At 58.2% G+C, this 22,665-nt stretch carries 20 protein-coding genes; 7 read left to right on the forward strand and 13 right to left on the reverse strand.

All coding sequences use genetic code 11. The features are described 5' to 3' along the window. Positions 1-109 precede the first annotated feature (109 nt). Both parC and AC4OVU_RS18470 read right to left on the reverse strand, forming a co-directional pair. Positions 110-2,368: a DNA topoisomerase IV subunit A gene (gene parC / locus AC4OVU_RS18465; RefSeq protein ID WP_491928763.1), complete on the reverse strand. Its 2,259-nt coding sequence runs from the start codon at positions 2,366-2,368 to the stop codon at positions 110-112. A gap of 118 nt (positions 2,369-2,486) precedes the next feature. Then, complete coding sequence (locus AC4OVU_RS18470; protein WP_023304432.1) at positions 2,487-2,888, reverse strand: YgiW/YdeI family stress tolerance OB fold protein; 402 nt, start codon at positions 2,886-2,888, stop codon at positions 2,487-2,489. Between the two features lie 139 nt (positions 2,889-3,027). Here AC4OVU_RS18470 and qseB point away from each other — a divergent pair, with 139 nt between their 5' ends. The 5 genes from qseB to lysM all read left to right on the forward strand — a co-directional run bounded on the left by qseB (position 3,028) and on the right by lysM (position 6,658). Next, on the forward strand, positions 3,028-3,687 hold the full coding sequence (gene qseB / locus AC4OVU_RS18475; RefSeq protein WP_017692662.1) for a quorum sensing response regulator transcription factor QseB: 660 nt from the start codon (positions 3,028-3,030) through the stop codon (positions 3,685-3,687). Then, positions 3,684-5,033 carry a quorum sensing histidine kinase QseC gene (gene qseC / locus AC4OVU_RS18480; RefSeq protein WP_032655040.1) on the forward strand — a complete coding sequence of 450 codons (1,350 nt, stop codon included), beginning with the start codon at positions 3,684-3,686 and terminating at the stop codon, positions 5,031-5,033. The genes qseB and qseC overlap by 4 nt, the downstream gene beginning before the upstream one ends. 104 nt (positions 5,034-5,137) lie before the next feature. After that, positions 5,138-5,719 carry an NAD(P)H-dependent oxidoreductase gene (locus AC4OVU_RS18485; protein ID WP_015571876.1) on the forward strand — a complete coding sequence of 194 codons (582 nt, stop codon included), beginning with the start codon at positions 5,138-5,140 and terminating at the stop codon, positions 5,717-5,719. A gap of 30 nt (positions 5,720-5,749) precedes the next feature. After that, entirely contained in the window at positions 5,750-6,064 is a 315-nt protein-coding gene (locus AC4OVU_RS18490) for a putative quinol monooxygenase (protein ID WP_015571877.1), read from the forward strand. Positions 6,065-6,217: 153 nt separating this feature from the next. Next, the gene (gene lysM, locus AC4OVU_RS18495) at positions 6,218-6,658 is read left to right on the forward strand and encodes a peptidoglycan-binding protein LysM (protein ID WP_014885249.1); all 441 of its coding nucleotides are present in this window, start codon (positions 6,218-6,220) and stop codon (positions 6,656-6,658) included. 32 nt (positions 6,659-6,690) lie between these two features. Here the strand turns inward: lysM and AC4OVU_RS18500 are convergent, their stop codons facing one another. From AC4OVU_RS18500 to AC4OVU_RS18510, 3 genes are read right to left on the reverse strand one after another with little or no spacing between them, the layout of a single operon-like run. Then, the gene (locus AC4OVU_RS18500) at positions 6,691-7,878 is read right to left on the reverse strand and encodes a glycoside hydrolase family 88 protein (RefSeq protein WP_110292226.1); all 1,188 of its coding nucleotides are present in this window, start codon (positions 7,876-7,878) and stop codon (positions 6,691-6,693) included. A gap of 28 nt (positions 7,879-7,906) precedes the next feature. Then, positions 7,907-9,172: an oligosaccharide MFS transporter gene (locus AC4OVU_RS18505; RefSeq protein WP_110292227.1), complete on the reverse strand. Its 1,266-nt coding sequence runs from the start codon at positions 9,170-9,172 to the stop codon at positions 7,907-7,909. A 31-nt stretch (positions 9,173-9,203) separates the two neighbouring features. Next, entirely contained in the window at positions 9,204-11,018 is a 1,815-nt protein-coding gene (locus tag AC4OVU_RS18510) for a DUF2264 domain-containing protein (protein ID WP_110292228.1), read from the reverse strand. Positions 11,019-11,184: 166 nt separating this feature from the next. Here AC4OVU_RS18510 and AC4OVU_RS18515 point away from each other — a divergent pair, with 166 nt between their 5' ends. Then, on the forward strand, positions 11,185-12,024 hold the full coding sequence (locus AC4OVU_RS18515) for an AraC family transcriptional regulator (protein WP_062938528.1): 840 nt from the start codon (positions 11,185-11,187) through the stop codon (positions 12,022-12,024). A 41-nt stretch (positions 12,025-12,065) separates the two neighbouring features. Here AC4OVU_RS18515 and AC4OVU_RS18520 read toward each other — a convergent pair whose 3' ends face one another. From AC4OVU_RS18520 to AC4OVU_RS18540, 5 genes are read right to left on the reverse strand one after another with little or no spacing between them, the layout of a single operon-like run. Beyond that, a complete protein-coding gene (locus tag AC4OVU_RS18520; protein ID WP_015571883.1) occupies positions 12,066-12,941 on the reverse strand; it encodes a MurR/RpiR family transcriptional regulator in 876 nt (291 codons plus the stop codon). Beyond that, entirely contained in the window at positions 12,938-13,888 is a 951-nt protein-coding gene (locus AC4OVU_RS18525) for an iron-siderophore ABC transporter substrate-binding protein (protein WP_015571884.1), read from the reverse strand. Before AC4OVU_RS18525 ends, AC4OVU_RS18520 begins: the two co-directional genes overlap by 4 nt. Before the next feature lie 9 nt (positions 13,889-13,897). After that, on the reverse strand, positions 13,898-14,938 hold the full coding sequence (locus AC4OVU_RS18530) for a FecCD family ABC transporter permease (protein ID WP_017692658.1): 1,041 nt from the start codon (positions 14,936-14,938) through the stop codon (positions 13,898-13,900). Beyond that, positions 14,935-15,918, reverse strand: coding sequence for a FecCD family ABC transporter permease (locus AC4OVU_RS18535; RefSeq protein WP_045348147.1), 984 nt, complete (start codon positions 15,916-15,918; stop codon positions 14,935-14,937). Before AC4OVU_RS18535 ends, AC4OVU_RS18530 begins: the two co-directional genes overlap by 4 nt. Beyond that, positions 15,915-16,727, reverse strand: coding sequence for an ABC transporter ATP-binding protein (locus tag AC4OVU_RS18540; RefSeq protein ID WP_017384046.1), 813 nt, complete (start codon positions 16,725-16,727; stop codon positions 15,915-15,917). Before AC4OVU_RS18540 ends, AC4OVU_RS18535 begins: the two co-directional genes overlap by 4 nt. Before the next feature lie 384 nt (positions 16,728-17,111). Between AC4OVU_RS18540 and AC4OVU_RS18545 the strand changes: the two genes are divergently transcribed. Next, on the forward strand, positions 17,112-19,241 hold the full coding sequence (locus AC4OVU_RS18545; RefSeq protein ID WP_015571887.1) for a TonB-dependent siderophore receptor: 2,130 nt from the start codon (positions 17,112-17,114) through the stop codon (positions 19,239-19,241). A gap of 85 nt (positions 19,242-19,326) precedes the next feature. On the opposite strand, the gene parE is transcribed toward AC4OVU_RS18545, so the two are convergent. The 3 genes from parE to cpdA are packed head-to-tail and all read right to left on the reverse strand — an operon-like array spanning position 19,327 to position 22,656. After that, positions 19,327-21,219 carry a DNA topoisomerase IV subunit B gene (gene parE, locus AC4OVU_RS18550; protein ID WP_017384044.1) on the reverse strand — a complete coding sequence of 631 codons (1,893 nt, stop codon included), beginning with the start codon at positions 21,217-21,219 and terminating at the stop codon, positions 19,327-19,329. Between the two features lie 28 nt (positions 21,220-21,247). Further along, a complete protein-coding gene (gene yqiA / locus AC4OVU_RS18555; protein ID WP_015571888.1) occupies positions 21,248-21,829 on the reverse strand; it encodes an esterase YqiA in 582 nt (193 codons plus the stop codon). Next, a complete protein-coding gene (cpdA, locus tag AC4OVU_RS18560; RefSeq protein ID WP_017384043.1) occupies positions 21,829-22,656 on the reverse strand; it encodes a 3',5'-cyclic-AMP phosphodiesterase in 828 nt (275 codons plus the stop codon). The genes yqiA and cpdA overlap by 1 nt, the downstream gene beginning before the upstream one ends. Between the last annotated feature and the right edge of the window lie 9 nt (positions 22,657-22,665).

Consider the following 22,665-nt stretch of genomic DNA (forward strand, 5'->3'; position numbering starts at 1 on the left):
AGGACTTTATTACGAGCGCGTATTGTTAATCGCAACGCACGAATTAACAACGTTTTTACGGGAAATTTTATGGTAATTCCCCCTCCGGAAAGAGGGGGGATGAAACAGGTTACTCTTCGCTGTCGTCCGCTTTGCTGCGCGCCGGCGAGTCGATCTCCACGCGGTCGATTCGCTGGAGGCCGCGCATCAGTGAGCCGCGACGTCCACGCTCACCCACCACCTTCTGCAACTCTTCCGGACGCAGTTTGATTTTACGCTTGCCGACATGAATGGTCAGCGTGCTCTGCGGCGGCAGCAGGAAGAGATGCGCAAGGCCATCGACGCCTTTTGCCGCTTCCGCTGACGGGATACTGATGATCTTGTTGCCCTTCCCTTTCGACAGCTCCGGCAGATCGCTGACCGGGAACATCAGCATGCGTCCGGCAGCGGTGATCGCCAGCAGCATGTCGCTTTCGTTCTCGATGATCAGCGGCGGCATGACGTGTGCGTTATCCGGCAGGCTAATCAGCGCCTTACCAGCACGGTTACGCGACACCAGATCGTTGAAGGTACAGATAAAGCCGTAGCCCGCATCAGACGCCATCAGCAGTTTTTGATCGTCGGCCTCCATCAGCATATGGTCCACCGTGGCGCCCGGCGGCAGCGTCAGCTTGCCAGTTAGCGGTTCGCCCTGGCCGCGCGCAGACGGCAGCGTGATCGGGTCGATGGCGTAGCTGCGGCCCGTGGAGTCGATGAACGCCACCGGCTGGTTACTCTTGCCCTTCACCGCCGCCTTGAAGCTGTCACCAGATTTGTAGCTCAGACCCGGCGCGTCGATATCGTGGCCTTTAGCGCTACGTACCCAGCCGCTCTGGGAAAGCACGATGGTCACCGGCTCGGAAGGCAGCATGTCGTGCTCGTTCATCGCCTTCGCCTCTTCGCGCTCGTGCAGCGGAGAACGACGGTCGTCGCCAAAGGCGTCGGCATCGGCCTGCAACTCTTTCTTCAGCAGGGTGTTCATCTTGCGCTCGGATGCCAGAATCGCCTGAAGCTGATCGCGCTCTTTTTCCAGCTCGTTCTGCTCGCCGCGGATCTTCATCTCTTCCAGTCTGGCGAGATGGCGCAATTTCAGTTCGAGGATCGCTTCGGCCTGGGTTTCGCTGATGCCAAAGCGCGACATCAGGGCAGGCTTAGGTTCGTCCTCGGTACGAATGATCTCGATCACTTCGTCAATGTTGAGGAACGCCACCAGCAAACCTTCGAGGATATGCAGGCGCTTAAGCACTTTTTCCAGACGATGGTTCAGACGACGGCGCACCGTATCGCGGCGGAAGGCCAGCCATTCGGTGAGGATCTCCAGCAGGTTTTTCACCGCCGGACGACCGTCCAGACCAATCATGTTCAGGTTGATGCGGTAGCTTTTTTCCAGATCGGTAGTGGCGAACAGGTGGTTCATCACCTGCTCCATGTCCACGCGGTTAGAGCGCGGCACGATCACCAGACGGGTCGGGTTTTCGTGGTCCGATTCGTCGCGCAGGTCGTCCACCATCGGCAGCTTTTTATTGCGCATATGGGAGGCGATCTGCTCCAGCACCTTCGCACCGGACACCTGGTGCGGCAGCGCGGTGATCACCACGGCCCCGTCTTCTTTGGTCCACACCGCGCGCATGCGCACGGAGCCGCGACCGTTCTGGTAGATTTTGCGGATTTCCGCGCGCGAGGTGATGATCTCGGCTTCGGTCGGATAGTCCGGCCCCTGCACAATATCCAGCAGATCGTCCAGCGAGGTTTTCGGCTGCTCAATCAGGGTGATGGCGGCTTTTGCCACTTCACGCAGGTTGTGCGGCGGAATGTCCGTCGCCATGCCCACGGCGATACCGGTCGTGCCGTTCAGCAGGATGTTCGGCAGACGCGCAGGCAGCATCTTCGGCTCCTGCATCGTACCGTCGAAGTTTGGCACCCAGTCGACCGTCCCCTGCCCCAGCTCGCCCAACAGCACTTCGGCATATTTAGACAGGCGGGATTCGGTATAACGCATTGCCGCGAAGGATTTCGGATCGTCCGGTGCCCCCCAGTTCCCCTGGCCATCCACCAGCGGATAGCGATAAGAGAACGGCTGGGCCATCAGCACCATCGCTTCATAGCAGGCGCTGTCGCCGTGCGGATGGTATTTACCCAGCACGTCGCCGACGGTACGGGCGGATTTCTTAAACTTGGCGGTAGCATTCAGCCCCAGTTCGGACATCGCATAGACGATGCGGCGCTGAACGGGCTTCAGGCCATCCCCGATAAACGGCAACGCCCTGTCCATGATGACGTACATGGAGTAGTTCAGGTAGGCGTTTTCCGTGAATTCATGTAGCGCGAGGCGCTCTGCCATATCGCTCATTACGTGTGATTCCTCAACTCAGAAACCGATGGGTTTCAGGCAATATTGCCGCAGATACTACCTCATCTGGCGAGTTGAGTCACAAAGAAAAAGGGCCGCATAAGCGGCCCTTTCCGGGTTATTTGTTCAGCTTGATAACCTGCTTCACGTCGATTTCAAACTCGTTCCAGTCTTTATCGATTTTACCCTGGAGTTCGACTTTATCCTGGGGCGTCACCGTCACGCCGTTCCAGCGCTTGTGGTCGATCTCCACCACCACCGTGCCGCTCTCATCGCGGAAGGTGTAACGGTCATCGGACAGGCGCTCGGTAATGTTCCCGCGCAGCTTCACCCAGGCATCGTCCTTCAGGTCTTTCACTTTAGCCGCGGTGGTGAGGTTGGCGTTGTTATCGACAAAGCCACCCTGCTGGGTTTGCGTCTGGTTCTGTGTCACAGATGGGCCAGAGAAGCCACCCTGTGCAGCAAAGACAGGGGCCGTGGTCATCATCATGATGGCAGCAATTGCAGCGAATTTTTTCATCTTTATCTCTCCCTTTAATGTCGTTTCACAATCCATTAAACAGGGTAAACCTTAACAACTTCTTAAGGGGAAAATTTATTTATTTTTACTGTACAGCAGGCGCTTGCAGAAGGTTTACTGACGGCATCAAGGAGGAAATATGCGCATTTTACTGGTAGAAGACGACAGGCTCATCGGCGACGGCATCAAAGCGGGCTTAAGCAAAATGGGCTTTAACGTGGACTGGTTTACCGACGGTAAAACCGGGCAGGCGGCCCTGTACACCGCGCCGTATGATGCCGTGGTGCTGGACCTGACGCTGCCAGAAATCGACGGGCTTGAGATCCTGCGCGCCTGGCGCGAAAGCGGTAAGAGCGAACCGGTGCTGATCCTGACCGCGCGGGATGCGCTGAATCAGCGCGTCGAAGGGTTACGCCTGGGGGCGGATGATTACCTGTGTAAGCCGTTCGCGCTGATTGAAGTGGCGGCCCGCCTTGAAGCGCTGGTGCGCCGCAGTCACGGGCAGGCGCGCAGCGAGCTGCGTCACGGCAAGGTCACGCTCGATCCGGCAAGTCTTGTCGCCACGCTGGAGGGCGAAACGCTGGTGCTCAAACCCAAAGAGTTCGCCCTGCTGGAGCTGCTGATGCGCAACGCGGGCCGCGTGCTGCCGCGCAAGACCATCGAGGAGAAACTCTACAACTGGGATGATGACGTCTCCAGCAACGCCGTCGAAGTCCACGTTCATCATTTACGCCGCAAGCTCGGCAGCGAATTTATCCGCACCGTGCACGGCATCGGTTATACCCTGGGTGACGCATGAAACTGACCCTACGCCTGAGCCTGAAGCTGCGCCTGACGCTCCTCTTTTTGTTGCTGTCCCTGGCGGCCTGGTTTGCCGCAAGCGTGGTGGCCTGGCACCAGACGACCGACAAGCTCGATAAGCTATTCGATACCCAGCAGATGCTGTTTGCCAAACGGCTGCTGACGATGGACGTGGACGAACTCCGCGCCCCGGAACGCATGCGCGAGGTACCGAAAAAAGCCAAACACGGCCATCTGGACGACGATGCGCTGGCCTTCGCAATCTTCACCGCCGACGGCAGCATGGTGCTTAACGACGGCGAAAACGGGCGCGACATACCTTACCTCTACCGCCGGGACGGGTTTGATGACGGTCGCTTGCAGGATGACAACGACGAATGGCGTTTCCTGTGGCTGACTTCTCCGGACGGGAAATACCGCGTGGTGGTTGGCCAGGAGTGGGAGTACCGACAGGATATGGCGCTGGACGTGGTCAGCTCGCAGCTGACGCCGTGGCTGGTGGCGCTGCCCGTAATGCTACTGTTGCTGATTGTTCTGCTGAGCCGGGAACTGAAACCGCTGAAAAAACTGGCGCAGACCCTGCGCTCGCGCTCGCCGGATGCGACCGATACGCTGCCCACCCACGGCGTGCCGACGGAGGTTCGCCCGCTGCTTGATGCGCTTAACCATCTTTTCGCCCGTACGCAGGAGATGATGGCCCGCGAGCGCCGCTTCACCTCGGATGCCGCCCATGAGTTGCGCAGCCCGCTGGCCGCGCTGAAGGTGCAAACCGACGTGGCGCAGCTTTCCCTTGACGATCCCGGGGCGCAGTCTAAAGCGCTGGGGCAGCTGCATGCGGGCATCGACCGCGCCTCCCGGCTGGTGGACCAGCTTCTCACCCTGTCGCGCCTGGATTCACTGGATAATCTTGATGACGTCGAACCCGTGATGATGGCCGATTTGCTGCAATCCGCGGTGCTGGATATCTGGCATCCGGCGCAGCAGGCGGGCATTGATATTCGGCTCAACGTCAACGCGCCCGAGGTGATGCGTCACGGACAGCCGCTACTGCTGAGCCTTCTGGCGCGTAACCTGCTGGACAACGCCGTTCGTTACAGCCCGCGCGGCAGCGTGGTGGACGTGACGCTGCATACCCAAAGCTTTACCGTGCGCGACAACGGCCCGGGCATTTCTTCCGATGCGCTGGCGCGTCTCGGCGAGCGCTTTTATCGTCCACCGGGCCAGGACGCCACCGGCAGCGGTCTGGGGTTGTCTATCGTCAAGCGTATCGCGACGTTACATGGGATGAGCGTCTCGCTGGGCAATGCGCCGGAAGGGGGCTTTGAGGTGACCGTCAGCTGGTAGCCATTATTGCGCTGAGCGCAAAAGACTTTGCACATTTTGCTTATTTTTCCGCTCCGTCCTCGCGCGTAGAATACCCGGCATACTCTCAGCATCGAGGACAAATAATGAGCAATATTCTGATTATCAACGGCGCGAAAGAATTTGCGCACTCTAAAGGCCAGCTCAATGACACCCTGACCGAGGTCGCGGATGGTTTCCTGCGCGACGCCGGACATGATGTTAAGGTCGTGCGCGCGGACAGCGATTACGACGTGAAGGCCGAAGTGCAGAACTTCCTGTGGGCCGACGTGGTTATCTGGCAGATGCCGGGCTGGTGGATGGGCGCACCGTGGACCGTGAAAAAATACATGGACGATGTGTTTACCGAAGGTCACGGTTCGCTGTATGCCAGCGACGGCCGCACCCGCTCAGACGCGTCTAAAAAATACGGTTCCGGCGGCCTGATTCAGGGCAAGAAATACATGCTCTCCCTGACCTGGAATGCCCCGCTAGAAGCGTTCACTGAGCAAGATCAGTTCTTCGAAGGCGTGGGCGTAGACGGCGCGTATCTGCCGTTCCACAAGGCGAATCAGTTCCTGGGTATGGAGCCGCTGCCGACCTTTATCGTCAACGACGTGATTAAAATGCCGGACGTCCCGCGCTATATCGCAGAATATCGCAAGCATCTCGCGGAAATTTTTGCTTAACTGGTAGCCTGGAATTAGAAGGAGTTAATTATGCTTACCGTTATTGCTGAAATCCGTACGCGTCCTGGCCAACATCACCGCCAGGCGGTACTGGATGAGTTCGCGAAGATCATCCCGACCGTACTGAAAGAAGAAGGCTGCCACGGCTACGCGCCGATGGTGGACGCCGCCACCAGCGCAAGCTTCCAGGCGACCGCGCCAGACTCAATCATCATGGTTGAGCAGTGGGAAACCGTCGCGCACCTTGAAGCGCATTTGCAGACTCCGCACATGAAAGCGTGGAGTGAGGCGGTAAAAGGTGACGTGCTGGATACCCATATCCGTATTCTGGAGCAAGGGGTTTAAGTTCCGTGAAATTTGCCGGGTGGCACTGCGTTTATCCGGCCTACAAAACCTGACTCGTAGGCCCGGTAAGCGCTAGCGCCACCGGGCTTTTTGTATCATCTTAATACTCAACTGCTATGCTTATTCTGACTTCATTGTTAACAGGAGGATGGAATGGGACTTTTTAACTTCGTAAAAGAAGCAGGCGAAAAGCTGTGGGATAACCTGACCGATCATAAAGGTCAGGGCGACAAAATCACCGAGCACCTCAAGAAACTCAACATTCCCGGTTCCGATAAGGTTCAGGTTAACGTCACTGACGGCAAGGCCAGCGTGACGGGCGACGGGCTGACGCAGGAGCAGAAAGAAAAAATCCAGGTCGCCGTCGGCAACATCGCGGGCGTCAGCGAAGTGGAGAACAATATCACCGCAACAGATGCCAAAGATGAAGCCACCTACTATACGGTGAAATCCGGCGATACCCTGAGCGCAATCTCTAAAACCGTGTACGGCGATGCCAACCAGTACAATAAGATTTTTGAGGCTAACCGCCCAATGCTCTCCAGCCCGGATAAGATCTATCCCGGTCAGACGCTGCGTATTCCGAAAGCGTGATCGATAAGTCGGGGGTTACCCCCCGACTGTTTTTACCAGTACAGTTTCCAGCTCTGCGTAAAACGCACCAGTGCCTCAACGTAGAAGTAATCGCCCCAGCTCGTGCACTCATCCACGCCTTTATTGCTCGCCAGGTGATACACCGAGTGCTTAAGCAGCCCGTTGCCCTTCTCTTCTTTGCCCATCAGATAGTGCTTTGTCAGCGAGGACATAATCCCTTTCGCCCATTCGAGGTAACGTTCGCGATCCGGATCTGTGACCGGCAGATGTTTCACCAGCTCCAGCAGTCCACACACCGCAATTGCCGCCGAGGAAGAATCACGCAGTGCGTCGGTGCCCACCAGCGCCAGATCCCAGTGGCAGACGTAGTCTTCCGGCAGGCGATTGAGGAAGTAGTTCGCCAGCCGTTTTGACAGGGCGATCATCGTTTCGTCGCCGGTATAGATATAGCTCAGCAGGAAACCGTAAATGCCCCAAGCCTGCCCGCGCGACCAGCAGGAGTCGTCGGCGTAGCCCTGCTGGGTGTTGCCGTAGCGCGGTGCGCCGGTTGCCACATCCATATAGTAGGTGTGGAAGGTGGAGGCATCGTCACGAATGAGGTATGTCGCGGCCTGCATGACGTGCGCTTTTGCGGCGTCGGCAAAGCGCGGATCGCCCGTCTGCTCCGTTGCCCAGTAGAGCAGCGGCAGGTTCATGTTGCAGTCGATGATCATCCGCCCGGCCTGCTCCGGATCGGAGAGATCGCCCCACGCCTGGATGATTTTCGCCTTCTCGTGGAAGCGTTCCAGCAGGGCTTCCGCCGCCAGCAGCGAGAAGCCGCGCGCCTCGCGGCTTCCGGTCAGCCGCCACGCGGCTACGCAGGAGAGCGTGTAGAGGAAGCCTAAATCGTGGGTGTTGGTGTCGTTGCGCCCGGCGATGCGCAGGCCAAACGAGCGCACGTGTTTTTCCGCCATCGCGCGGAATTTTTCCTCGCCGCTCATCTCCCATGCCAGCCACAGCTGCCCGGTCCAGAAGCTGGTGGTCCACTCCACGTTGTCAGTCAGCGGATAAAAACCGTTCTGGCAGGTTTCCGCCGGGAATTTGTCGCCGAACTCCGTTAAATGACGGCTAATCAGGTCGAGAACGTGGCTGCGCGCCGAATTCAGTTCATCGCTGAATGCGCGGGAGTCAACGGGCGCAACGATAACAGGCAGACGTTCTTCTTTGATACGACTTAACATATTTCGGTTCCTTCTTTGACGGCGTAATTTATCGTGTTGACGTTTCTACTACGTTCAGCGCACGAGCCCCGCGCCATTTGCTCTGACAGGCGGATAACGTAAAAGCAGAAATAAGGGTAAAGGTCAGCGCCGTTGCGCCCATGATGATATAGGTGTGCTCAAAGCCAATACGGTCATACATATAGCCGGCAGGGGAAGAGACCACCACGTTGCCAACGTAGAGCATCGCCTGATAGCCGAGTAAATACATGGTGGCATTGACGCGCTTGTCGAAATGCTCGGCGATATATTTAAATACTGACACCAGCAGGAGACAAATTTCCAGACCGTACAGCGGCTTAAGCACTGAAATTAACAGGTGTGAATCACACATGCCGGAAATAATCAGACGCGCCCCAACCACCAGCCCGACAATTAACAGCCCGCGTTTGGCGCCAATAAAGTTCACAAACAGCGGGACCACCATATACATGACAAATTCCATGCCCGACTGTACGGTCCCGAGATAGCCGAATACGGCGTTGCCCTCATGAATATCATCGAAGAAGGTGACGAAATAGCGCGAGAATTGCTGCTCGGCGATAAACATCATCCACGCCACGCCCGCCACGTACAGGCAGAAGGCCCAGAATTTGCGGTTACGCAGCAGGGCGTAAACGTCAGACGGGGCTATTTTCTCTTTCGTCAGCACCTCGCCTGCGTGAGCGGAGTTAGTGTTCACTTTCAGGCTCAGAAGGACAATCAGCATCACCACCGACGCCACGCTGCCGAGAATAAAGTTATACGCCGGTGAGAGGTTGAACAGCAGGCCGGAGAAAGATGACGCCACCGCCCAACCGAGCGATCCCCACATACGGATCTGCCCGAACTCCATGCCATTCAAACGGCTAAAGCGGTCGGAATAGGATTCACACGCCGCCACGCCCGCGTACCAGGCAAAGCTTAAATAGAGCGCGCCGATAATAATCCCCAGCAGGGTATTAGACATTAACAGCGGCTGGTAAACATAAATAAAGAATGGCGCCATCAGGGCCGACATGATCACCACAAAATAGAGCAGATATTTGCTCATGCCGATCTTATCGAGAATATAGCCGTAGATCGGCTTGAGAATAACGGAGAATATCCCGTTCACCGCAAAGACGGTTCCAATCACCGATCCGCTCAGGTTGGCTTTCTGACCGAGCCAGATCGCCAGCAGACCAATACTGGCAGACCAGGTAAAGAAATAGAGAAAGATAAAGCTGCTGATTTTGTAATATTCAGTTCTGTTGGTTGTCGATGTGCTTTTCATATCATCCTCGCCGGGGTGTAGGGCCAGATTTTTATAATGTGAACGACAGCTTACGTTCGCTTCCGGGTTCGCGAATCACGACCTGGTTATGGGTTATATTCAGCTGCGGCGTCGCCGCAGCGGGCTGTTTTCCGCCAGCCAGAACGGCGCAACAGAGCCAGCTTTCCCCTTGCGGGAGGTCAGCTTTCAACAGCGGAATGGAGGCGCACTCCGCAAACATAATGCTGCTGTTCGGCGGCGTGACGATGCTGTCTGGCTGGCGCTGAATGATCGGCGAAAGATCGACAATGACGCTGCTGCCGTTTTCAGCCAACAGATAACAACCGCGTTCGCGCACCTGGTGGGCGGTTTTCATCACCGCAAAGCCGCCCTCGACGGTTTGCAGAGTGCGCGCGCTGTTGATACGGTGCAGGCGCAGGTGCCACTCCCCGAACGGGATCTGCCAGGTCGCAATCTGCACGTCGCGCCACGGCAACCAGCGCGAGAAAATGTAATTTTCATCCACCCGAACCTCTTCGCACTCGCGACGACCGCGGAAATAGTCATCTCCGTCCGCCAGCAGCAGCATGGAATCGCAGGCGGCATGCTTCAGGCCAAAACGCCCGCGCTCAAGGGTGAATCCGAAGCGGCTGGAGTAGGCAAATTTGGTGTATTTCGCTTCGGTGTTGACGTAGTTGTTCAGCTCCAGCTGACCGGCGGTGAGCATGACGACGTGCTGCGAATCTTTCGAATGCATCAGGATCTGCTGCGCATGCGGAATCACATGTTTTTCAGCAAGCGCGGGCAGCGGTTGTTCTTCCGCCTGCCAGAACGGGTGTGCTTCCGGCAGCGCCAGAATCAGATAGGTTTTCAGCGCCCAGTACGGTGAACCGGGGGAGTTGTAATCCTCGCACATCGCCAGGTTCGGATACGCAAACCCCAGGGTAAGAATACCGTCGCGATCGACAATCGACTGCTGCTGCCACCAGCGCAGATGCCGCAGCACAATGCCCTTCACGATGCCCGGGGTGAAGACGTCCAGTTGAGAAAAGGCCACCGCACTCCAGAAGGCAACCATGGCAAAGCGGTAGGTCAGGCTGCGGCCAAACGGCACCGAGGCGCCATCGGCGGCGGACCAGTAGATAAAGTCTTCCGCGAACAGACGCGAGCGCTCGCGCAGCACCTTCGCCCTCGCCTCGTCGTCACTCAGGGTGGCGTAAATCAGGCCGTAGAAATGGAAAGCCATGGAGATGTAGTAATCTTTCGGGCGGCCGGGACCGTCGGAATACCAGCCATCGCCGAGGTAGTAGGCGTCCATCAGCGCAAAGCGGTGGTCAATGGCGGCCCGATCGTACGGCAGGCCGGCGCGCTTAAAGCCGAGCTGGACCATAATGGCAAAATAGTTCCAGTTGCTGTCCGGCATCTGCGCGTCGGTGATTTGGTTGAGCCACGCGTGCAGGTTCATCACCTCGCGCCCGGTAAAGTGCGCGGTGAGTTTATCCCCCAGCAGAGCGAGCCCCAGACCGTAGGCCGCCATCTCCACCAGACGCTGATCGTACGGGCCAGTTTCACCCCAGTAGCCGCTGCTTTGCGGGTCGGTACCAAGCTTAATGGCAGTAAGGTACTTCTCGCTGAACGGCGTGCTTTCGCCGGATGCCATCAGCGGAAACAGCCCCCAGAGCGCGCGGGAAAGTCCCTCCATCTGCGCAATATCCGCGGTGTAATGGGCGCAGGTGTTGCCCAGCGGGAATCGCGAACGGTTCGCCGGAAATTGCGTGTCCAGCGCCTGTAAAAGTGCATTCAACGACGCCACTACCTCCTGGCGTGAAGACAACGGATTTGATTTTTCTATGTTTGCCGCCCACATCGGTTCGCCCTCGTAATCAACTGCGGCAAAGCATAGTGAATCCGCAAGGGGCAGAAATGTTAGCCATGTCACAGGCGTGAACGATGAATAAACCTCCAGTTGAGAAAATTTAAAAAGGTGGTTTATAAAGACAGTCAGACGGGAAAAAGTTGAGTTTTATTGCACTATGCGCGACACGCCAACATCCGATCTTCTTGAACTGATCACCCTGAACGATACCGTAGCCTCGTTCAGCCGCCTGTTTGCCAATACGGTGCGCTACCATCACTGGCATCAGTGTCTGGAGATCCTCTATGTGGAAGAGGGCTTTGGCGTGGCGATTGTCGATAATCGTCACTACACCATGCGCCCCGGACGACTGTTTTTCTTCCCGCCTTTTACGCTGCACAAGGTCATGGTGGACGAACAGGCGGAGGCAATTTACCGCCGCACCATTATTCATCTCGACCAGCACGCGGTGCTGAAGATCCTGCGGGATTTTCCCCAGACCCGGCAGCGCCTGGAGCGGCTGTCACGCCGTGGCGGCGAAGCGTGGGTCGCCGATTTAGCCCACTGTCACCACCATATCCACCATCTGTTTAGCTGCTATAAACCGCCGATGAACGGCGAGAGCATCGCCAGCCTGCTGATCGGCCTGTTCGCGATGCTCCCCGACGATCGCGACGGTGAGCCGGGCAACAGCCAGGGGATCGCCAGCCAGGTAATGTTCTGGCTCGACGAGCATTATCAGGAGAAATTTCGTCTGGATGCGCTGGCCGAAGAGCTGGGTAAATCGCGCAGTTACGTATCGCGAAAATTCCATGCGGAAACGGGCGAAAAAATTCACGACTACCTGAACACGCTAAGGTTGCGTAAGGCGTGCGAGTGTTTACTCCACACGGATTCGAGCGTGCGTGACATTGCCGCACAGGCGGGATTTTCCGACGTGACGTGGTTTATCAGCGCATTTAAAAAGGGGATTGGCGAGACGCCGTTGCAGTACAGGAAGAACCATCGTGCGGTTTGACGCCCTCACCCCAGCCCTCTCCCACGGGGAGAGGGGGAAGATCATCCGCTCTTCTTCCCCGGCTTTAATCCGCGGTGTAACTCGTTGATGCGCTTCATCGACTTGATGGTGCGCTGCGGCTCGGTGGAGGCGACGGACAGAATAATCATCTCCAGGCACAGCAGCACCGTGCCGTGCAGCGGGATTTTGCCCTTCTCGCCGCCGCGCGGGACGTGGATCACTACGCTTGCCTCTTTGCTAAAGCGCGAGTCCGTGGCGTTGGTCAGCAAAATGGTGGGAATACCCAGGCGCTTCGCTTCGCGCAGCGTGGTCTGCCCCTCCCGGTGCGCGGATTTTTGCGCCATCATTACCAGCACGTCACCGCGCTGTAGGGCAATCAGCTGTTCGGCGAGGCCAATACCGGTGCGGTTGAGCGGGATCGCAGGCAAGCCTATACGGCTAAACAGTCGCGAGGTGTACTCGGCCAGAATGCCGGATGCGCCAATGCCAAAAATAGCGACCTGTCTCGCCTGCGCCAGCAGCGACACGGCCTGCGCCATCGCGTAGCGGTTGCCCGGTTCGGACAACACCGCGCAGGTGTGCTGATGGCCTTCCAGCACAAAATCGATGCTCGCGTCGACGTCGCTGGTAAGCGTGTTTACCGTGGTGGACATCTTCTCGCTGGAGGTGACCACCGGGCCAAACCACTGCTCCAGGGTCTGCTTGAGATCCCGCAGCCCGCCAAACCCAAGCGCCTGAATGGCACGCACCACGGTGGCGTCCGAGGTGTGTAGCACAGCGGCAATCTCCATTGCCGTCTGCTCCATAACCGCTTCACGATTTTCATTGATATAGCTCGCCACCTGCAGCAGACGCGGCGTCAGCTGGTGCGCCCGCGAGCGGAGGCGGTCGCCGTAGACATCAATTTTTCGGATCATCGTGCGGCCTCCGGCAGCGGACGGCCCGCTATCTGCGACTGCACCTGCGCGGCCATCAGCCCCAGCGAGGCAAATGAATTTGAGATCGCTTCCTCGCGGGAGATGAGCACGTAATGCCCGGTTCGGCAGGCGTTGAGAAACTGACACCAGCCCGGCATCACCGCATCCATCGCCGCCAGCTCGTCCTGCGGTTTTCCGCCGGTGTCCCCGCGCCAGGTGGCAAAGACAAAATCAGCATCCAGCTCCGGCAGGCGCTCGGCGCTGACGTCGATGCGCCCGCCCTCCGGGATGCTCTCAATCAGTGGCGGGAACCTGAACCCTGCGTCGCGCAGCACGCGCCCAAGCGAGTGGTAGCTGTGCATGGCGTTGATTTTGCCCTGATTGGCCTGAATCACCGAGACGGTCAGTTTGCTCGTATCGATGGTCGCCTTTAGCGCCTCGATCTGCTCCTGATAGCGACGCTCCAGAATCTTCAGCCGCGCCTCTGTCCCGGTAAGCTGCGCCAGCTTGCGGTAGATCTCCGGCGCACCGCCGTCGAGGTGATCGATACTCACCGTCGGGGCAATTTTTTCCAGCTGTTCGACCGGCGTGTTGCGGGTCGGCTCGGTGATGATAAGATCCGGCTTCGCCGCGGCGATGGCTTCAATATCGATATCCGCGGTGCCGATGAATGTGATGTCGGAATTATCAAAATCGATGCCCGTCAGCATACCGCTGGAACGCAGAAAATGGCTGCCGTCCGGTCGGGTGCGGCCATGGCTGGCAACCGGCGGTACGCCAAGCTCGATCAGCGGAATGGTGATATCCAGGTCGTGCAGGGACACAATCCGCTTCGGGTTAACCGGCACCACCACGTTGCGGTTCAGGTCGTCAGTAAACGTCTGCGTTGGCTCTGCGGCTCCTACAGCAAAACCCACCAGCACCAGCATTGCAAAAAATACGCGCATTTTTATCCCCTAAAATCGATCCCGACGCTGCCAGAGCAGCAGCAGGAAAAACGGTCCGCCAATCAGTGAAATGACAATTCCCGCCGGCAGCTGCAACGGGAGAAATGCCAGCCGCCCGACGTTATCCGCCAGCAGCACCAGCAGCGCGCCCAGTACGGCACTTCCCGTCAGCAGTGCCGTTTGCCCTCCGCGCAGCAGCAGGCGCGCCATGTGCGGGGCAATCAGCCCGACAAAGCCGATACTCCCCACGCAGGAGACGCAGGCCGCGGTGAGCACCACGGGGGCAAACACGCGCAGCAGCGCGAGGCGTGAAGTCCGCACGCCCAGCCCCGTCGCAGTGTGGTTGCCGAGCAAGGCTACGTCTGCGGCGCGTGCGGTAAAGAGCAGCAGCGCAAACGCCGGCACTGTCCAGGCAGCAGCGATGCTGACCAGCGTCCAGCTTGCTGCATGCAGGCTCCCCGCCAGCCACAGCATCGCCGTCTGGACGTCGCGCACGTCGGCGGTCGTCATAAAGACCCCCATCGCGGCGGCAAACGCCCATGACACGCCGATGCCGATCAGGATGAATCGCGGGCGCGAGATATCACGCGCCAGCGCCACTACCAGCAGCGCGGTCAGCAGCCCACCGGCCATGCCGATAAGTGGACGCCAGTACGGCCCCAATCCCGGAAACTGAAAAATCAGCAGCAGCACCGCCGCGCTACAGCCCTCTTTCACGCCGATAAGACCGGGGTCAGCAAGGCCGTTGCGGGTAATGGACTGCATGGCCGCCCCCGCCATGCCGAGCATCGCGCCGCACAGCACCGCCATCAGCAGGCGCGGCAGGCGGATATCCATCACAATGTAATGCGCATCCGCCGTCAGACGTTCAGGATAAAACAGCGCACGTCCGATGGCGGAAGCAGGAATGGGCAGCGAACCGTGCGTCAGGCCAAAACTTAGCAGCAGGAGAGCGGCAAGCGATAATACGGCCAGATACAGCAGCGCCCTCGGGCGAACCAGCGCCGAGAAGGAGAAAAATCGTACTGCCCTCAATCCAGCCCGGTTCATTTGAACATCCTTGACGCCATAAGGATAAAGACCGGCGCGCCGACCAGCGCAGTCATCACGCCTGTTGCCAGCTCATACGGCGTAAATAGCGTACGGGCGGCGATATCCGCCATCAGCAGAACCAGCGCCCCGCAGAGAGCTGAAAGCGGCACCATCACGCGCAGGTCCACCGATACCAGACGGCGAATCAGCTGCGGCACCACGAGTCCGATAAACCCGATCGGTCCGGCAACTGAAACCGCCGCGCCGCACAGCAGGGCGATGGCCAGCAGCGCGAGCAGGCGCGTTTTCAGCAGCGACACGCCAAGCCCCTGCGCCATTCTCTCGCCCAGCGCCAGCATGTTCAGCGACGGCGACAGCCAGAGTGCCAGCGCAAAACCCACGGCAGCGGCCCCCGCGGCGCTAGCGATCGTCTCGCCGGTGACTCCCGCCACATCCCCCGCAAGCCAGGTCCGCATGGCCAGCAGCGTCTGTTCATCCAGAATCAACACCGTGGCGGTTATCGATGAGGCAAATGCCGACATTGCCACGCCGCACAGCGTGACCTTCATCGGCGTGAGACCGGTACGCCCGGATGAGGAGAACGTTAGCACCAGCAAAAAGAGCGCGGCGGCGCCAGCTGCGGCTATCAGAGGGCGGCCAAACGGCAGCGACAGCCCGAGGGCACTCGTCAGCACCACCGCCAGCGCCGCCCCTGCATTCAGCCCCAGGATATGCGGCTCGCCGAGCGGGTTGCGGATCACTGATTGCAGCAGCACGCCCGCGACGCCGAGCGCCGCGCCCGCCACCAGGGCGGCGCACAGCCGCATCAAGCGCAGCCTGACGATCACGCTATGCTCAAAATTGCGCGGGTCGAAGTGGAAAAATGCGTCTACTACCGTCCGGGGGGCGATAACGCGCGCCCCGATGCTCAGGTGCGCAATCGCGCCTGCCAGAAGCAGCAGCGTAAAGAGAATAAAGGCCACAGATGTGCGCATCATGGTTTGTCGTCAGCCTGACGGAACGGCATAAAGAACGGCTTGCCGGTCAGCGGGTTAACCGACATATGCACGTCGACGTCAAACACCGCTTTGATTAGCTCCGGCGTGCAGGCGTCGCCCTCATGCAGTACCCCCTCGACCTTTCCCTGACGTAAAAAGACCAGCGAATCACCGTAATTCACGGCGAAGTTGAGATCGTGCAGAACCACCACCACGGTGCGCCCGTGCCGGCGCGTCAGCGTGTGCAGCAGTTCGAGGATCTCCACCTGGTAGCGAAGATCGAGGTACGTCGTGGGTTCATCCAGCAGGATATAGGGCGTTTGCTGCGCCAGCACCATAGCGATCCAGCAGCGCTGGCGCTGGCCGCCGGACAGGCTTTCAACCAGATGATGGGCAAACTCTGCCGTTCCGGTCAGGCGTAACGCCTCTTCCACGGCCCGCTCGTCTTCCTCGCTCCACTGGCGCATCACGTTCTGCCAGGGGAAACGTCCGCGCGAGACCAGCTCAAATACGGTTAACCCTTCTGGAAGCAGCGGAGACTGCGGCAGGATCCCGAGCTGGCGGGCGACCGCTTTGGTTGGCTGCGAGTGGATGGCTTTGCCGTCCAGCACCGCGCTGCCGCCGAGCGGCTGAAGCAGCCGTGCGAGGGTACTTAACAGCGTCGATTTTCCGCAGCCGTTTGCGCCCACCAGAACAGTCATTTTCTGCTGGGGGATCGCAAGGGAGATATCATCAACGATGATTTTTTTCTGGTAACCCGCGGAGAGGTTCTCAAGAACCAGTCCCGGCTTTTTGATGTAGTGAGCCACGTGAACGCCAACGTAAGAAAAAAAACCAACAAATAAAAATAAAACTCATTCTCTTTTGTGAGTTTGCCGCCGCTCCATGTAGTAGTCAAGCGAAGATATACCCTGTAAATCCCAGGGATAATTGAGCGTCACCGCACAAATTAAAATTCATTTTTATTAATTATTTTCAATAGCTTAAAGAAGAAAGCGAAGCGTGTTAGCCAGAGAGAAACCTCTGTAGCGAAATTTTTATTTATTCCATTTACTACTACATGCCCTCATGCTTGAATGATTCTCAATTACAAGTCCGATGCCGTAGAGGCTAACGGACAGAGCGTAAGGGCAATGACTCACACATTCTTCCGCGAGCATTTCATCGCAGGATATTTTGGGAAAACAGATGTAATGGCTAAGTTCACACCTTCATTCGCCGGGGTAAAAGGGCGCGCGCTCTTTTCACTCCTGTTCATGGCGCCTCTGGTGCACGCAGCAGCAAAAGACGGTGAGACGCTTACCGTCACTGCCGATCCTTACGCTTCCACCGACGCCACCAGCGGCTATCAGCCCCTGAACACCTCCACCGCCACGCTGACCAACATGCCGATGCTGGACATCCCGCAGGTGGTCAATACCGTCAGCGATAAAGTGCTGGAAGACCAAAACGCGACCACGCTAGACGAGGCGCTGTATAACGTCAGCAACGTGGTGCAGACCAACACCCTGGGCGGCACGCAGGATGCCTTCGTGCGCCGTGGCTTCGGCGCAAACCGCGATGGCTCGATCATGACCAACGGCCTGCGCACCGTGCTGCCGCGCAGCTTCAATGCCGCAACCGAGCGCGTGGAGGTGCTAAAAGGCCCGGCCTCGACCCTTTACGGTATTCTCGACCCCGGCGGCCTGATTAACGTGGTGACCAAACGCCCGGAGAAAACCTTCGGCGGCTCGATTTCTGCCACATCAACCAGCTTTGGCGGCGGTAGCGGACAGTTTGACGTCACCGGTCCAATTGAAGGTACGCGTCTGGCCTATCGCCTGACGGGGGAGTATCAGGACGAGGATTACTGGCGTAATTTCGGCACCGAACGCAGCACCTTTATCGCCCCGTCTTTGACCTGGTTCGGCGATGATGCCACCGTGACCGTGCTCTATTCGCATCGCGACTATAAAACGCCGTTCGATCGCGGAACGATCTTCGATCTCAACACCAAAAAGGCCGTCGACGTCGATCGCAAAACCCGCTTTGATGAGCCATTTAACGTGACCGACGGTCAGTCCGACCTCGCTCAGCTTAACGCGGAGTATCGGCTCAACAGCCAGTGGACCGCGAAGTTCGACTACAGCTACAGCCAGGATAAGTACAGCGATAACCAGGCTCGCGTGATGGCCTACGATTCAAAAACCGGCAACCTGACCCGCCGCGTGGATGCGACCCAGGGTTCGACCCAGCGTATGCACACAACGCGGGCAGATTTGCAGGGGAACGTGGACATCGCGGGCTTTTACAATGAGATCCTGACCGGCGTGTCGTATGAGAATTACGATCTGCTGCGCACGGACATGATCCGTTGTAAGAACGTTAAGGATTTCAATATTTACAACCCGAGCTACGGCAGCCTCGGCAAGTGCACCACCGTCTCGGCAGCCGACAGCGATCAAACCATCAAGCAGGAGAGCTACTCCGCCTACGCGCAGGACGCGCTGTACCTGACCGATAAATGGATCGCCGTTGCCGGACTGCGCTACCAGTATTACACCCAGTACGCGGGCAAAGGCCGTCCGTTTAACGTCAACACCGACAGCCGCGACGACCAGTGGACGCCGAAGCTGGGCCTGGTATACAAGCTCACGCCGGCAGTCTCCCTGTTTGCCAACTATTCCCAGACGTTTATGCCGCAGTCGTCCATTGCGAGCTACATCGGCGACCTGCCGCCGGAAACGTCGAACGCGTATGAAATAGGCGCTAAATTCGACCTGTTCGACGGCATTACCGCCAACATCGCGCTGTTTGATATCCACAAGCGCAACGTGCTGTACACCGAGAGCGTCGGTGATGAAACCGTCGCCAAAACCGCGGGCCGCGTGCGCTCGCAGGGTGTCGAAGTGGATCTCGCCGGATCGCTGACCGAGAACACCAACATTATCGCCAGCTACGGCTATACCGATGCGAAGGTGCTGGAAGACCCGGACTACGCGGGCAAACCGCTGCCGAACGTACCGCGCCATACCGGCTCCCTGTTCCTGACGTACGATATTCACAATGCGTTTGCCGGGAATACGCTGACAATTGGCGGCGGCGGGCACGGCGTAAGCCGCCGCTCAGCGACTAACGGTGCGGATTATTATCTGCCGGGCTATTTCGTGGCGGATGCATTTGCGGCGTACAAAATGAAGCTGCAATATCCGGTGACGCTACAGGTGAACGTGAAGAATCTGTTCGATAAGACCTACTACACGTCGTCGATTGCGACCAACAACCTGGGCAACCAGATTGGCGACCCGCGTGAAGTGCAGTTTACGGTGAAGATGGAGTTTTGACGTAAAAAAGCCCGGTGGCGCTAACGCTTACCGGGCCTACGATCCTAACCCCCTCCCTGTGGGAGAGGGTTAGGGTGAGGGGACATCAGGCCTCAATATCCGCCATATCGCCTTTCTCCTGGAGCCAGTTACGTCGGTCTTCAGAACGTTTCTTGGCCAGCAGCATATCCATCACGGCGTTGGTTTGCTGTTCGTCTTCATCGCTGATGGTCAGCTGCACCAGACGGCGGGTGTTCGGATCCAGGGTGGTTTCACGCAGCTGCATCGGGTTCATCTCGCCCAGCCCTTTAAAGCGCTGAACGTTCGGTTTGCCCTTCTTGCGTTTGAGCTGCTCCAGCACGCCCGCTTTCTCTTCTTCCGTCAGCGCATAGTAGACTTCTTTGCCAAGGTCGATACGGTACAGCGGCGGCAGCGCCACGTGGACGTGACCGTTTTTCACCAGCGTGCGGAAGTGCTTCACGAACAGCGCACAGAGCAGCGTGGCGATGTGCAGACCATCGGAGTCCGCATCCGCGAGGATACAGATCTTGCCGTAGCGCAGCTGGCTCAGATCGTCGCTGTCCGGATCGATGCCGATCGCCACGGAGATGTCGTGTACTTCCTGCGAGGCCAGCACTTCATCAGACGAGACCTCCCAGGTGTTGAGGATCTTACCCTTGAGCGGCATGATCGCCTGATATTCACGATCGCGCGCCTGCTTGGCCGATCCGCCTGCCGAGTCCCCTTCCACCAGGAACAGCTCGGTGCGGTTGAGATCCTGGGCGGTACAGTCCGCCAGCTTGCCCGGCAGCGCGGGGCCGCTGGTCAGCTTTTTACGCACCACTTTCTTCGCCGCGCGCAGGCGACGCTGGGCGCTGGAGATGGCCATTTCAGCCAGCATTTCTGCGGCCTGAACGTTCTGGTTCAGCCACAGGGTAAACGCATCTTTCACCACGCCGGAGACGAACGCCGCACACTGGCGTGACGACAGGCGCTCTTTAGTCTGACCGGCAAACTGCGGATCCTGCATCTTCACGGAGAGCACGTAGGCGCAGCGGTCCCAGATATCTTCTGCGGAAAGCTTCACGCCGCGCGGCAGAATGTTGCGGTATTCGCAGAACTCGCGCATCGCATCCAGCAGCCCCTGACGCAGGCCGTTGACGTGCGTCCCGCCGAGCAGCGTTGGGATCAGGTTGACGTAGCTTTCCGTCAGCAGCTCACCGCCTTCCGGCAGCCACAGCAGCGCCCAGTCCACCGCTTCGGTGTCACCTTCGAAATTCCCGACGAACGGTTTTTCCGGCAGGGTCGGCAGGCCGTTAACCGCTTCGCACAGGTAGTCGTTCAGACCCTTTTCGTAGCGCCAGCTCTGTTCGGTGTTGTTTACGTGATCTTTAAAGGTGATTTCCACGCCCGGGCACAGCACCGCTTTGGCTTTCAGCAGGTGCGTCAGGCGAGAAACGGAAAAGCGTGGGCTGTCGAAGAAGCTTTCGTCAGGCCAGAAATGGACGCTGGTGCCGGTGTTGCGTTTACCGCACGTCCCGACGACCTGCAAATCCTGCACTTTTTCGCCGTTTTCAAACGCGATGTTATACACCTGGCCATCGCGACGAACGTTCACTTCCACGCGCTTTGACAGGGCGTTAACCACGGAGATCCCCACGCCGTGCAAGCCGCCGGAGAACTGGTAGTTTTTGTTGGAGAACTTACCGCCCGCGTGCAGACGACAGAGGATCAGCTCAACGGCTGGAACACCCTCTTCCGGGTGGATATCTACCGGCATGCCGCGGCCGTCGTCGATAACTTCCAGCGACTGATCGGCGTGCAGGATAACGTCCACGCGTCTGGCATGGCCTGCCAGCGCTTCGTCCACACTGTTATCAATTACTTCCTGGCCCAGGTGGTTTGGGCGCGTCGTATCGGTGTACATCCCCGGGCGGCGGCGAACCGGCTCAAGCCCGGTGAGTACCTCAATGGCATCAGCGTTATAGGTTTGCGTCATGATTTAAGCTAGCAATTCGCATTGATTGTCAGTGGCTGTGCAGTCCAAGAAAATCGACAATCTGGGTGAAATGATCTTCAAAGCCCGTGAAAGCATGGTTACCGCCCTCTTCTACAGTCTGGCGGCAGGATGCGTAATACGCCACTGCCTGGCGGTAATCCAGCACTTCATCTCCCGTCTGTTGCAGCAGCCAGATAAGATCGGGCGCTTCAAGCGGGTCGACCTGCATAACTTTGAGATCGTAAATATGGCGTGACTCTAGCACATATTGTTGGCCGGTGTAGGGGTTCTCGTTTTCGCCAAGAAAGTCCCTTAACAGCTCAAATGGCCGGACCGCCGGGTTGACGACGACAGCGGGTAACATAAAGCACTGCGACAGCCAGGTGGCGTAGTAGCCGCCGAGCGACGACCCGACAACGCCAAACGATTCGCCGCCGTGTTCAAGCACGATCGATTCCAGCATCTCTGCCGCATCCGCCGGATAAGGGGGCAACTGCGGAATAATCATCTCCACGTGGGGATGATTCGCGCTCAGCCACTGGCGAAGCTGCGTCGCTTTCGCCGATCGTGGTGAGCTGTTAAACCCATGCAGATAGAGAAGCGTCGACATCAATAGCCTTCCGAAGCGGTATCCGGGCGGAATTGAGCCCCGGTCAGACGGCAAACTTCGGTGGTCAGCGAGCCATCGGCATGCAGTTCCAGCCAGCGCCAGCCCGGTGCGATGGTATCCAGCGTAAAGTTGGCGCAGTGCGGCTTAAACTGCACGCAGGTAGAGGGCGTCGCGAGCAGGCGGCGACCATTCCAGTCGAGATCCTGTTCCTGGTGAATGTGCCCGCACAGCAAATTTTTCACGCGCGGAAATTTCGCCAGTACGCCGTCCAGCGCCGCAGAGTTGCGTAAGCTGTGCTGATCGAGCCAGCTACAGCCCGCCGGCAGCGGGTGATGATGCAGCAACAGCAGCGTATTGCGATTCGGTTCGGCGGCCAGTTTTGTCTCCAGCCAGTCAAGCTGATAGTCGCTCAACTCACCGTGCGGAACGCCAAACACCTGACTGTCGAGGAGCAGAATTTGCCACTGGTCCCCCGCAAAGACACATTTTGCCGGTGAAATCCCCGCATCCTGAAGCGAACTGTACATAGCGGGTTGAAAATCGTGATTGCCCGGTAGCCAGACGCAAGGCACGCTAAAGCTCGCAATCCCTTCAGCAAAATGCTGATAGGCTGCGGAGGATTGATCCTGCGCCAGATCGCCCGTCGCGACGATCAGATCGCATGGCCGCTTTTCAGCATGGATCGCGTCAAGAACCGCCTGATAACTCTCCCAGGTGTTCACGCCCAGAAGCGTCTCATGCTTTTCGGCAAAAAGGTGGGTGTCGGTGATTTGTAATATCCTGACTGGCGCCCCACCAGCAACAGTCAGGTTCAACAGGCTTTCCAAATGGTGTCC

The sequence above is a fragment of the Enterobacter sp. 6722112 genome (assembly GCF_058661685.1).